Annotated in this window: 15 protein-coding genes and 1 pseudogene; 12 read left to right on the forward strand and 4 right to left on the reverse strand. The window is 59.1% G+C overall.

Annotated features, from left to right (window positions below; all coding sequences use genetic code 11):
- Positions 1 to 89: 89 nt before the first annotated feature.
- The 7 genes and pseudogenes from VN887_02720 to VN887_02750 all read left to right on the forward strand — a co-directional run bounded on the left by VN887_02720 (position 90) and on the right by VN887_02750 (position 3,712).
- Positions 90 to 293: pseudogene (locus VN887_02720) on the forward strand (hypothetical protein).
- A 104-nt stretch (positions 294 to 397) separates the two neighbouring features.
- The gene (locus VN887_02725) at positions 398 to 1,156 is read left to right on the forward strand and encodes a TerC family protein (protein ID HXT38914.1); all 759 of its coding nucleotides are present in this window, start codon (positions 398 to 400) and stop codon (positions 1,154 to 1,156) included.
- A gap of 142 nt (positions 1,157 to 1,298) precedes the next feature.
- Positions 1,299 to 1,556, forward strand: coding sequence for a 30S ribosomal protein S16 (gene rpsP / locus VN887_02730; protein ID HXT38915.1), 258 nt, complete (start codon positions 1,299 to 1,301; stop codon positions 1,554 to 1,556).
- A 16-nt stretch (positions 1,557 to 1,572) separates the two neighbouring features.
- Positions 1,573 to 1,818: a KH domain-containing protein gene (locus VN887_02735; GenBank protein ID HXT38916.1), complete on the forward strand. Its 246-nt coding sequence runs from the start codon at positions 1,573 to 1,575 to the stop codon at positions 1,816 to 1,818.
- A 48-nt stretch (positions 1,819 to 1,866) separates the two neighbouring features.
- Entirely contained in the window at positions 1,867 to 2,580 is a 714-nt protein-coding gene (gene trmD / locus VN887_02740) for a tRNA (guanosine(37)-N1)-methyltransferase TrmD (protein ID HXT38917.1), read from the forward strand.
- Positions 2,581 to 2,584: 4 nt separating this feature from the next.
- Positions 2,585 to 2,965, forward strand: coding sequence for a 50S ribosomal protein L19 (gene rplS, locus VN887_02745; protein HXT38918.1), 381 nt, complete (start codon positions 2,585 to 2,587; stop codon positions 2,963 to 2,965).
- A 96-nt stretch (positions 2,966 to 3,061) separates the two neighbouring features.
- The gene (locus VN887_02750) at positions 3,062 to 3,712 is read left to right on the forward strand and encodes a phosphopantothenoylcysteine decarboxylase (protein HXT38919.1); all 651 of its coding nucleotides are present in this window, start codon (positions 3,062 to 3,064) and stop codon (positions 3,710 to 3,712) included.
- Between the two features lie 19 nt (positions 3,713 to 3,731).
- On the opposite strand, the gene VN887_02755 is transcribed toward VN887_02750, so the two are convergent.
- From VN887_02755 to VN887_02765, 3 genes are all read right to left on the reverse strand, one after another.
- Positions 3,732 to 4,445: a cyclic nucleotide-binding domain-containing protein gene (locus tag VN887_02755; protein ID HXT38920.1), complete on the reverse strand. Its 714-nt coding sequence runs from the start codon at positions 4,443 to 4,445 to the stop codon at positions 3,732 to 3,734.
- Between the two features lie 75 nt (positions 4,446 to 4,520).
- Positions 4,521 to 6,332, reverse strand: coding sequence for an arginine--tRNA ligase (argS, locus tag VN887_02760; protein HXT38921.1), 1,812 nt, complete (start codon positions 6,330 to 6,332; stop codon positions 4,521 to 4,523).
- Positions 6,333 to 6,345: 13 nt separating this feature from the next.
- Positions 6,346 to 6,828, reverse strand: coding sequence for a PTS sugar transporter subunit IIA (locus VN887_02765; GenBank protein HXT38922.1), 483 nt, complete (start codon positions 6,826 to 6,828; stop codon positions 6,346 to 6,348).
- A gap of 241 nt (positions 6,829 to 7,069) precedes the next feature.
- Here VN887_02765 and VN887_02770 point away from each other — a divergent pair, with 241 nt between their 5' ends.
- The 5 genes from VN887_02770 (at position 7,070) to ychF (ending at position 11,265) form a co-directional block, all read left to right on the forward strand.
- On the forward strand, positions 7,070 to 8,068 hold the full coding sequence (locus VN887_02770; GenBank protein ID HXT38923.1) for a 2-hydroxyacid dehydrogenase: 999 nt from the start codon (positions 7,070 to 7,072) through the stop codon (positions 8,066 to 8,068).
- 107 nt (positions 8,069 to 8,175) lie between these two features.
- Entirely contained in the window at positions 8,176 to 8,487 is a 312-nt protein-coding gene (rplU, locus tag VN887_02775; protein ID HXT38924.1) for a 50S ribosomal protein L21, read from the forward strand.
- A gap of 4 nt (positions 8,488 to 8,491) precedes the next feature.
- Positions 8,492 to 8,755: a 50S ribosomal protein L27 gene (gene rpmA, locus VN887_02780; GenBank protein ID HXT38925.1), complete on the forward strand. Its 264-nt coding sequence runs from the start codon at positions 8,492 to 8,494 to the stop codon at positions 8,753 to 8,755.
- Positions 8,756 to 8,946: 191 nt separating this feature from the next.
- On the forward strand, positions 8,947 to 10,125 hold the full coding sequence (obgE, locus tag VN887_02785; protein ID HXT38926.1) for a GTPase ObgE: 1,179 nt from the start codon (positions 8,947 to 8,949) through the stop codon (positions 10,123 to 10,125).
- 36 nt (positions 10,126 to 10,161) lie between these two features.
- Entirely contained in the window at positions 10,162 to 11,265 is a 1,104-nt protein-coding gene (gene ychF, locus VN887_02790) for a redox-regulated ATPase YchF (GenBank protein ID HXT38927.1), read from the forward strand.
- A gap of 612 nt (positions 11,266 to 11,877) precedes the next feature.
- Here ychF and VN887_02795 read toward each other — a convergent pair.
- Positions 11,878 to 12,317, reverse strand: a 440-nt coding sequence (locus VN887_02795) for a hypothetical protein (GenBank protein ID HXT38928.1), incomplete at its 5' end; no start/stop codon positions are given.

The raw sequence follows: 12,317 nt of genomic DNA on the forward strand, positions 1-12,317 counted from the left end.
GCGTGGGTTGCCCCGTGGATGCGGGACCGATCCACCTGTTGAGAAGGTCCAATGAACCGTTCGTCAAACAAGAAAGGAAACAGACACCCATGAAATCTGCGCCAACTATCCTCCACGTCGGTTTGGACGTCCATAAAGAAACCATCGCCGTGGCCCTCGCCTCCGGGGAGGGGTCGGTGCGCCAATACGGGGACCGCATCAAGACCAACGCCCGCGATGCCGAGCAGTTGGCGCGATTGTTTCGCGCGGGCGAACTGACGGCCGTCCGTGTGCCCGATGAAAGCGACGAAGCACCACATGCATAAATGCATTTACCGCCTGGTCATACGTTGTGAATGGGAATTCGTGACGCCGGTTTGCCTTGAACTCGGAGTCCGCTTCCCCATGATTCCGCGCCATGGACTGGATTTCCGATCCGCAAATCTGGGTCAGCCTGCTCACGCTGACGGTGCTCGAAATCATTCTGGGCATTGATAACATCGTGTTCATTTCCATCCTCGCGGGGAAACTGCCGTCGGAACAGCAGGCCAGGGCCCGCCAGGCCGGCTTGAGCCTGGCGCTGATCACGCGCATCCTGTTGCTGTGCGGCCTGGCCTGGATGGTGAAGTTGACCCGGCCGCTGTTTGAAGTGCCCACGTTGGGGATTCTCGACGAGCCGCATCCGGTTTCGGGCCGCGACTTGATCCTGCTTTGCGGCGGGTTGTTCCTGCTGTGGAAAAGCACGCATGAGATTCACGACAAACTGGAGGGCGAAGACGGATCCGTCACGAGCCGCCTGGCGCCGTCCTTTGTAAGCGTCGTCGTCCAGATTCTGCTGCTCGACATCGTGTTCTCGCTCGACTCCGTCATCACGGCCGTTGGGATGGCGCGGCAGCTCGCCGTGATGATCGCCGCGGTCATCGTCGCGCTGGTGTTCATGCTGATCTTTTCCGGGCGCATCAGCGGCTTCATCCACAAACATCCGACGCTGAAGATGCTGGGCCTAAGTTTTCTGCTGCTGATCGGTTGCGCGCTGGTGGCCGAGGGGTTTCACAAAGAAATCCCCAAAGGCTATATCTACTTTGCGATGGCGTTCTCCGTGGGGGTCGAGAGTCTGAACATCCGGCTGCGTTCAAAGCAGGCATCGAAGGTGGAATTGCACCAGCCGTACCGGTAAGGAGGGGGCCCCGAATTGGCGAAAACAGGGCTTGCCAACCCCCAAAGGCGTGAATAGTCTCACCCCTCTTTTGGAACCAGCGCTCGAACGGGCGCGCGGCCAGAGTGTCATTTTGGGCCGCTCCGATTGGGAATTTCTAATTATGGCAGTGAGAATACGCATGAAGCGAATCGGGGCGACGAACAACCCCGTGTTCCGCATTGTGGTAGCGGACAATCGCAGTCCGCGCGACGGCAAGTTCATCGAAGAAATCGGCACCTATCAGCCGCGCAAGAAGGGTGATAATTTCTCGCTCGATTACGAACGGGCGAAGTACTGGATCAGCAAGGGCGCGCAGCCGAGCGACACGGTGGCCAGCTTTATCCGCAAGGCCGCCAAGGCAGCGCCGGCGGCCGCTTGATTGCGGGGCGGGTTTTATGCAGGCCTTCCTGGAATACGTCGTCAAAGGCCTGGTGGATCGTCCGGACGCGGTGAACATCACCCCGGTGGAGCGCCAGGGCATGACCATTTACGAGTTGCGCATGCACCCGACCGACATCGGAAAGGTCATCGGCAAACAAGGCACGACGATTCATGCCATCCGGTCGCTGTTGCAGGTGGGCGCGGCCAGGAAAGGGCAGCGCTGCACGGTGGAGATTGTTGAAGAGCGGCCGGAAGGTTGAAACGGAGTACGCCCGGCGCAGCCGTACCGCGGCTGCAATCGCGCGGCCATGAAAATTGACGTGCTGACTTTGTTCCCCGCGATGTTTGCGGGGCCGCTCGACGAAAGTATCATCAAACGGGCGCGCGCGGACAAGTTGCTGGATCTGGCGATCCACAACCTGCGGGACCATACGCACGACCGTCATCGCACGGTGGACGACAAACCGTTCGGCGGCGGGCCGGGGATGCTGCTGAAGCCCGAACCGATCTTTGAAGCCGTGGATAAACTGGCGCGGGAAAAGACGCGCGTGATTTTATTATCGCCGTCCGGGCGGACGTTCACCCAGGCGATCGCCAGCGGACTGGCCCGCGAGGAGCACCTGCTCCTGATTTGCGGCAGCTATGAAGGATTTGACGAGCGGGTGCGCGAGGCGCTGGCCGATGACGAATTGTCCATCGGCGATTATGTGCTGACCAACGGCGGGCTGCCGGCGATGGTAATCATCGATGCCGTGACGCGGTTGCTGCCCGGCGCGCTTGGCGACGATGAAAGTTCGCGCGATGAGTCGTTCAGTCGCGGATTGCTGGAATATCCGCAATACACGCGGCCGGCCGAGTTTCGCGGGATGAAAGTGCCGGATGTTTTGCTCTCGGGAAATCACGCGCAGATCGAACAGTGGCGGCGCGAACAATCGGAACAGCGGACGCTCGAACGAAGACCGGACTTGTCCGACCTCGAAGCAATCCGTGGCGGCGGCCCCGGGGCGCCACCCGAGAAGTGACTTTATGAACCAGGCAATACTCGACAAAATTGAATCGGAACAGTTTCGCAAGAACCCCGCGAATTTCGGGGTGGGCGACACGGTGCGCGTGCATACCAAGGTCGTGGAAGGCGACAAGGAACGGATCCAGATTTTTACCGGCGTGGTGATCGGCAAACGCGGCCGCGGGCTGAATGAGACATTCACCGTCCGGCGCATCAGTTACGGAGAAGGCGTCGAGCGCGTTTTCCCGTTCCATTCGCCGCGTGTGGACAAAGTCGAGGTGGAGCGCAGGGGTTCGGTGCGCCGCGCCAAGCTCACCTATTTGCGCAAACGCATCGGGAGGGGCGCGGTGGCTGTGAAAGAGAAAGAAAGCGCAACGGCCGCGCCGGCCCCGGCAAAGTGAAGGGCGCACAAACCGCAATTTCGAACCGGGACCGCGCGCCGCGTCTGCCAATTCCCGGCATGACAGCAAGTCATCCTTTCGGTTACCCTGCCGGCCGTGAAGTGCGTGGTGACCGCCGGGCCAACGTATGAGCCGCTGGATGAAGTCCGGCGGCTGACGAATTCTTCCACCGGCAGGCTGGGGACCGGATTAGCGAATCACCTGGCCGCAATGGGGCACGAAGTCATTCTGCTCAGGGGTTACTACGCCGTTCACAGAGGAGAAGTGAAGTCCAGCCACGTCGAGATGTTTACCACCGCCACGGACCTGCGCACGCGGCTCCAGACTCTTTCCAGCCAGGGCGCCGGCGCAGTCTTTCACGCGGCCGCGGTGAGTGATTTCACGTTTGGCGCGGTCTGGGAACGAAGTGCCGAGAGCGAACTGTCCCGTTGCGTCGGCAAGAAAATCTCCACTCGGAAGGACCAATTGCTCGTTGAGTTGAAACCGACATCGAAGATCATCGGCGAACTGCGGGGCTGGTTTCCACAAGCGTGCCTGGTCGGCTGGAAATACGAACTCGACGGCGACCGCGCGCGCGTTATTGAAGTGGCGAAGGAGCAACTCGCGGCCAACCGGACCAACGCCTGCGTCGTCAACGGCGCTGCTTACGGAGAAGGGTTTGGTCTTGTGACCGGCGCCGGGCGATCCGAGCACCTGGCAGACGCGCCGGCCCTCTACGGCGCGCTCGCCACGCTCATCGATTCCTGAACGGCGGTACGGCGCGGTGCTATTGCGTCACTCTCGCGAAGGCGACCGAATCACGATGGCGCTTGTTATCGGCACGAATGCGGGCGGTCAATGTCTTGCCAATGGCGAACAGAAAAGGCGCCGCGAGGTCGGGCGCTCCACTGGTGAGTCTTTGAAAGGCCCCGGCGGAGATTTTAAGGAGGAGGGAATCCCTGTTCGCCACGACGTCGGCTGAGCGCGGACCGTGATCGAACAGCGCGACTTCACCGAAGAATTCACCGGCCGCCAGTGTCGCCAGAATGCTCTCCTTGTCGGCAATCATCATGCGCACGCGCACCTCGCCTTCGAGCACCAGATACATCGCGTCGCCGGGACTTCCCTGTCGGACGATCTCTGTCCATTGCCGCACGGGCTGCAGCTCCATAAAATCGACGAAACGCGCAAGCTGCGCGTCGCTCAGTCCGGCAAGGATCTTGACGCGTCGCAACGCCCCGGGCTTGAGGGTGAGGGAAGTACCGTCGGGGGCGCTTACGGTGGGCGGGCCGGCCTCCGAGCGCGGTTGAAAGAACATTTTCAATTCGCCGACGTGCTGGGCCTTGTGCCACTCGGCCTTGTCCTGGCGGAAAATCCATGTGCCGGCGGTGACCCTTTCGTCCCGCACCCAGTTCACCAGCGTGGGGAGATTAACGGGTCCATAAACGACATTGTCAACGCCCCAGATGCAGTAGCCGGGCGCGTCGTTGTCGGGTTGCATGAGCGGTTTTTAACCGAGCCGCCCGGTCCGATAAAGGGAAAAAGCGCCGCCAAAAGAGCAGCCGTCAAAGCGGCATCACATCTGTTCAGTGGTTTCAATGCCGAGCACGCCGAGACCTTCTTTCAGCACCTGGGCGGTCAGATTGCACAAAACCAGACGGCTGGCGCGGTCGGACTCGGCAGCCTTGAGGACCGGGCAGTTTTCGTAGAAGCGCGCGAAATGTCCGGCCAGTTCGTAGAGATAATTGCACAGGTAGTTGGGACGATATTCCCCGGCGACCGCATCCAGTGTCAGGCCGAAATTCAGCAGATGCTTGCCGAGCGCGATTTCTTCGAGCGCGGACAGTTTCAATTCCACATTTTGTATTCCACGCTCGCCCTGCTCTGCGCCGCCCTTGCGGAAAATGCTTCTGACGCGCGTATAAGCGTATTGCAAATACGGCGCGGTGTTGCCGTTCAACGCGAGCATCTTGTCCCAACTGAACACGTAATCGCTGGTCCGGTTGGGCAACAGATCAGCGTATTTGACCGCGCCGATGCCGACAATGCGTGCTATCTCGCGTTGCTGCGCTTCCGGCAATTCCGGATTTTTCTCCGAAACGATTTTGAGAGCTCGCTCCTCGGCTTCGTCAAGGAGGTCGCGCAACTTGACGTTTTCGCCGCTCCGCGTTTTTAGAGGTTTGTTGTCCTCGCCAAGAATGGTCCCGAAGTCGATTAATTTTGGCTCGAACAAATTACGTTCCGTCGCCTTGAACCATTTGCCAGCGGTGGAAAAAAGGTGGTCGAAATGATCCCGCTGCCGCGAATCAACAACGTAAAGCACGGCGTCGGCCCTGAGCGCCTCCTTCCGGTAAAGGACGGTGGCCAGGTCGGTGGACGCATAATTGGAAGCGCCATCACGTTTGCGAATGATGAAAGGATGTCCTTTGATATTCGCAGGAGCTTCAGGTTGATTTTGAAAAACGACAAGTGCGCCTTCGCTCTCGACTGCGATACTGTGGGCGGTCAGTTCGTCATAAACTTGCTTGACCTTGTCGTTGTAAAAACTTTCGCCGAAAGAGTGATCGAATTTGACGCCAAGCCGCGAATAGATTTCATCGAACTGTTTTTGCGAGAGCTCGATCATCTCGCGCCAGATTTTCAGATTGTCGGTGTCTCCGTTTTGGAGTTTGACCAGTTCGGCCCGGGCAGCTTCGTGCGTCGCGGCATCATAGCCGGATTTTTCCGGGTCGCACTTCGACTGAACCGCCTTATAGATCCGCTCCATCTCCGCCAGCGGTTCGCGTCCGAGCGCGGCGCGGTCGAGTAATGTCTTCCAACCAACGATCAACATGCCGAACTGCGTCCCCCAGTCGCCGATGTGGTTGTCGGTGATGACGTGATGGCCGAGCAGCCGCAGCGTGCGCGACAGACAATCACCGAGGATAGTCGAGCGGATATGACCGACGTGCATCGGCTTGGCGACGTTCGGCGAACTGAAGTCAATGACAACGGTGTGCGGTTGTTTTGTCTGTTCAACAAAGGGATGCTTGGAGGCTGCGGCAGTCTCCAACGCGCGTGCCAGCGCGGGGATTTTGAGCCGGAAATTGAGGAAGCCGGCGCCCGCCAATTCCACTTTCTCGCACCACTCATTTGCATCGAGCCTGGCCAGCACTTCGTTCGCAAGTTGCCGCGGATTCAGCTTGCGCGCCTTGGCGAGGGACATCAGCGCGTTGCACTGGTAGTCGCCAAATTTCGGATCGGGACAAGGGCGCACGAGCACCGCCTCGATATCCGCGGTATCCGCATCCGGCAAAACCAGGCGGACAGCGTCTCGAATCCGGTCTTGGAGTAATTGATGGATCACGGGATAACGCGGATTGGAGTCACCGCCACGCCAGAACCGCACGCGGGCGCAAATTTCACCGGGCGGTGCCCGTGGCGCCACCCGATTGTTCTTTAACAATGCGATACATGGTATCGGCGTCGGGCGCTTCTTCGAGTGACTGGCGAAACTCGGTTTTATGAAGGAGCTTGGCGATGTTGGCGAGGGTGTGGAGGTGCTTCTGGAACTGGCCCTGGGGAACCAAAAAAAGCATGACGAGCCTGACCGGCTGGTTGTCAAGCGCGTCGAAGTTGACGCCTTTCTTCGAGCGGCCAAATGCGCCGACCACTTCGTAGATCAAATCTGTGGACGCATGCGGGATTCCGATGCCGAACCCGATGCCGGTGCTCATGGATGTCTCGCGTTTTTTGACGACGGCGGCGATCGGGTCGCGGTTTTCCGGCTTGATTTTCCCGGTCTGAACGAGATTGTTGATCAACTCATCGATGGCTTCCCAACGGTTGGAGGCCTGCATTTCCGAAATGATTTGCGCCGGACTGAGGATGTCGCCCAGGTTCATACAGAATTGATCACAGCCCGGTCATTTCGCCTGAATCAAAACTGGTTTTCAAGAGCAATTCTTTTGCGATTGGGTCGTGGTATGCTTTTTTTATGCAGCTCGAGGGCGCGCGGTGCGAGCACGGGGGTTATGAGAATGGGTCGGATGGCCTGTCGGCGCATTGTTCATGGTCGGCACCGCAGGGCCCGGAGCGCTCGGGAATTGACAACTGTTACAGAATTCTTAAGAGAAGGATGCGCTCATGCTTGACGCCGCATTCTACGACACGAAACCGTACGACCGGCAGTATTTCGAACACGGCCGGAACGAGGGCGGCATCCACTGGCGGTTCTACGACTTTCGCCTGCGCGCCGAAACTGCGACCACGGCAAAAGGCGCACGCGCAGTCTGTGTGTTCGTAAACGACTGCCTGGATCGGCCGTGTCTGGAGGGCCTCGTTGAATCGGGAGTCAAGCACATCGCGCTCCGGTGCGCGGGGTTCAACAACCTTGATTTGCCGGCGGCGAAGGCGCTGGGGCTCGCGGTGACGCGCGTTCCGGCCTATTCGCCACACGCTGTCGCGGAACACGCGGTGGCACTGCTGCTCGCGCTGAACCGCAAAATCCATCGGGCGTACAACCGCGTCCGCGAGCATAATTTTTCGCTCAACGGGCTTGTCGGTTTTGACATCTGCGGCAAGACGGTGGGGATCATCGGGACCGGCAAAATCGGCAAAGTCGCGGCCGAAATATTCCGTGGTTTTGGGGCGCGCGTTCTCGCCCACGACCCGTTTCCCGCGCCGGAGTGGGCCGGACGGCACGGCGTCGAATATACGGAATTCAACGCGCTGCTCACCGCGTGTGACATCCTTTCGCTGCACGCGCCCCTTTCAACCCAGACCCATCATCTGCTGAACTCCGAAACGCTCTCCCGGATGAAACGCGGCGCCTTCCTCGTCAACACCAGTCGAGGAAAGCTCATTGACACCGCGGCGTTGCTCGATTCGTTGAAGCGGGGGCATCTGGGCGGCGTGGCGCTGGACGTGTACGAGGAGGAAGAAGGCATTTTCTTCGAAGACCTCTCCGACCAGGTGCTCGAAGACGACGAACTTTCCCGATTGCTGACCTTCCCCAACGTGTTGATCACGGCGCACCAGGCGTTCCTGACGCACGAAGCCCTCACGCAGATTGCCTTGGTTACTACAAAAAACATCTTGAAATTCAACGTCAGCGAACCCTTTTTGGAGGGCACCCAGCTTTGAGCCGTCTTGGGACTTTCGCGATGCTAAAGCGGCCAAACGGGAAAAAATCGCAAGTTGACACGCTTGTTGGTTTTTGGTGTCATCACCCTCCCTTTGACGAAAACGCTATGTACGCAGTATTGGAAACGGGTGGAAAACAGTACCGGGTTACGGCAGGTGACACGCTCGAAATCGAACGATTGACGGCCGAGGTCGGGCAGCCGTTTACCTTCGATCGCGTATTGCTGGTCAACAATGATGGTAAGGTGGCGATCGGTTCGCCGACTGTTGCGCAGGCCGCCGTTGTGGCCGATGTGGTGGCGCACAAACGCGGCGAAAAGAAAATCGCGTTTAAGATGAAACGCCGCAAAGGCTACCACAAGACCATCGGGCATCGCCAGGAACTGACGGTCGTGAAGATCAAGGAAATCAAATCTTAATTGTATGGCACACAAGAAAGGCGGCGGCAGCGTTCATAACGGGCGGGACAGCGTCAGCAAACGTCTCGGTGTAAAACGATTTGGGGGCGAAACCGTCACTGCAGGCAGCATCCTCGTCCGCCAGCGCGGAACCAAGTTCATCGCCGGCAAAAACGTCGGGACCGGCCGGGACTGGACCTTGTTTGCTTTGATCGATGGCAAGGTGTTGTTCGACAAGGACAGCAAGCGAATCAACGTGCTGCCGGCTGCTGCGTCGGCCGCGAATTAGTTGCGCGCCGGAGTATTTCAGGGCGAGGTCACGGGCCTCGCCTTTTTTGTTTCGTAACAGGCCCTGTGATAAACTTCGTGTGGCACTGAAACCGGTGGGGACAATTAACTGTCGTTGTCGCGGTGGAATCGCGGAATCAGGCGTGGCGCTCCACGGCCCCGGGTTTGGATGGTTCGAATCGGTGGGATCTCATGTTCGTTGATGAAGTAAAAATTTTTGCGCGCGCCGGGCATGGCGGCAAAGGCAGCGTTGCGTTTTTACGTGAAACTTTCCGGCCCAAGGGCGGCCCCTCGGGCGGCAATGGCGGGCGGGGTGGAGACGTGATTCTGCAAGCCGACCATGACCTGAACAACCTTGTTGCCCAATACTACCAGCCGCGGCTTGTGGCGCAGAACGGCGAGCATGGCATGGGCAAAGGGATGGATGGCCATGCCGGCAAGGACCTCGTGGTGAAAGTCCCCTGCGGCACGCTCGTCTGGAGATCGGTTTCCGCCCCGTCGACGGCCGCGGGCGGCGGGAAGGCTGAAAAGGATTCGGGGCCCGAAACGCTGAAGCTTTCCACCGGCAAACGGGCTGTCATCCGCTACGCAGGCGGCGAGCGCGCCATGGAAATCAATCTGGACGATGAAGCGGACGCGCCACCGGCGGTTTCCTCGGTCGAAAAGGGCGAGTTGATCGCCGATCTGACCACCCACGGCCAGCAATTTGTGCTCTGCAAAAGCGGACGGGGAGGATTGGGGAATCGAAATTTCGCCACCGCACGCCGTCAGGCGCCGCGTTTCGCCCAACCCGGCGAGCCGGGCGAGGAGGGCGATTTTTTGTTCGAGCTGCGTATCATCGCGGATGTTGGCCTCGTGGGGTATCCGAACGCCGGCAAGTCCACGCTCCTTGGCGCCATTTCCAAGGCCCGGCCGAAGGTTGCTCCGTACCCATTCACGACGCTCCATCCGCAGATCGGCATTGTGGAATATCCGGACTGGCGCCGGCTCACCGTGTGCGACGTGCCCGGTCTCATTGAGGGCGCGCACCAGAACGTCGGACTCGGCCACTCGTTCCTGCGCCACATCGAACGTTGCAAGATCCTCGTGTTGCTGCTGGACATGGCCGCAACCGACGGACGCCAGCCGTGGGAGGATCACCGGAACCTGCTAAGAGAATTGGAGCTTTATGATCGCGCCCTGCTGGAGAAGCCGCGGCTGGTGGTCGCCAACAAAATGGACGAACCGGCGGCGGGAGCGAATCTGAAGAGATTCAAACAGAAAGTCCGCAAGACGCCCGTGCTGCCGATCGCGGCGGCGTTTGATGACGGAGTCGGAAAATTCAAGGAGATGATCCGTGAAGCTGTGGAGGCGGCGTCGGCCGGAAAGTGATTTACTGTGGACCCTGACTCGTGACCCTCCATAAATATGCTCAAAGCTGGAATTGTCGGTTTACCCAACGTCGGAAAATCCACCTTGTTCAATGCCGTTACGCGCACGCGCAAAGCCGAGGCGGCGAACTATCCGTTCTGCACGATTGATCCGAACGTCGGCATCGTCACCGTGCCGGACGCGCGGCTCGAGCCGCTGGCGAAAATTGCGAAAACGGGTGTCATCATTCCTGCAGCGGTCGAGTTCGTGGACATTGCCGGCCTCGTGAAAGGCGCGTCCCAGGGAGAAGGTCTCGGCAACAAATTCCTCAGTCACATTCGCGAAGTGGATGCCATCGTGCAGGTCGTCCGCTGCTTTGAAGACCCGGACATTCATCACGTGGCCGGCGCCATTGATCCGGTGCGCGACATCGAGACGATCGTCACCGAGCTGGTTCTCGCGGATCTGGATGCTGTGAAGAAAAAGCGCGCCGGCGTGGGCAAGGACGCGAAGCGCGGGGACAAGGAAGCCATTGCGCAGGACGCCGTCCTGGCGAAATTCGAACCCCACCTGGATGCGGGTCGCCCCGGGATCACCCTCGCGCTGACGCCGGAAGAAAAGATCGTTGCGAAACAGTTCTACTTTCTCACGGACAAACCGACCATCCTCGCTGCCAACGTCAAAGAGTCGGATCTGGCAACCGCTGTCCAGAACCCGCACGTGGCGAAAGTCAGCGACTACGCCCGCACCCACATCGGTTGTGAAACCGTCGTCATCAGCGCACGGATTGAGAGCGACCTGATTGATTTGCCGCCCGACGAAGCCCGGGCGTACCTGAAGGAGCTTGGGGTCGAAGAATCGGGAGTCGGGCAATTGATTCGGGCAACCTATCATTTGCTGGGGTTGCGCACCTATTTCACGGCCGGCGAAAAGGAGGTCCGTGCATGGACGGTTCGCGCAGGCGACACGGCGCCCAGGGCGGCGGGGGTGATTCACTCTGACTTCGAACGGGGCTTCATCAAGGCTGAGACGGTCGCTTACGACGACCTTGTCAAATGCGGATCCATCGCCGCGGCGCGCGAGAAGGGGCTGTATCGGATGGAAGGCAAGGAATACGTGGTGCAGGACGGCGACGTGATGCTGTTCAAGTTCAATGTATAAACGGCGCCGCCGGCAAATGTCCGTGGCTTCGCCCAGCGCGAGTTGGAAAACGTCCCGACAAGGGAGGGTTGCAAGTGAAGGCGACTTTCTTTTATGCTCCGAAGCGTAGCGGCGGCTTTAGCTCTTGAATAGTGCACCACGCGGAGAATTCCGAATTCCGTTGAGAACACCAGATGTTTCGAGTCGAATGTCTGGCCCGTGTTGGCGCACTGGTTGGTGCGGGCGCGAGTGGGGCGGGTAGAATACTTCCTGTCGGGGCCCAAAGTTCAAAAGATTGGAGCCACCCTTGCCGTCCATAATTCGAAACGGGGGAAAAACCCGTGCGAAAGGCATCCGCGCCAGAATTCGGGAAACTACGAGAATTTTTTCAATCAACGGCGGGCGCTGCGGTGACATTTTGAATCCGCGCACCGGCTGTCCCTCAGGCCACCGCCTTCTGCACGGTGACCGCACCCAGGCGCATGAAATCTGACGCTCTGCGACGGCTTTGTTTGTGTGTGGCAGCTGAAAGAGCCTGGCCAGGTTTGGCGGGCGATATACGATATCCTTCACATCGGACCCCGCTCTGTTACTCCGGATGAGTGGCTCGTACGAATATGGAGTTTTCCGTCTTCACCTTGTCGGATTGACAATCTTTCTGCTGGTAGCAGCTTGGATTCGGGCGACATCGGAATTGTTCGGGGACGAACCGCCCAGTTGCAACAGGATTCCAGAACGGTGCGACGGCATCGTGCGTGGATCGCGCCAACGCCAAGTTTCAGTGTGGCCATCAACGAAAGACACGGTTGCCCCTCGATTGTGCCAGTCCGCTGGAACGTCCACGAGCGTATATCGACTCGGAGTCAGTGGGTCAAACCCACTCATGTCGATTTGAAGCAATCCATCGTTGATGCTGTCCTCGCGTTCATCAATGAAGACGAAGGCCTGTGCGGGGGTCGGTCCGGTAAATTCCGAGATCTTCTTGAACAACCTGTAACCGGAAGTGTACGGAGCTGAACGTTCACCAACGTAACCATTCATGGAAACGCTTCGAACTCGAGGTGCCCCAGTCC

The sequence above is a fragment of the Candidatus Angelobacter sp. genome (assembly GCA_035607015.1).
In the GTDB taxonomy this organism is placed as follows: domain Bacteria; phylum Verrucomicrobiota; class Verrucomicrobiia; order Limisphaerales; family AV2; genus AV2.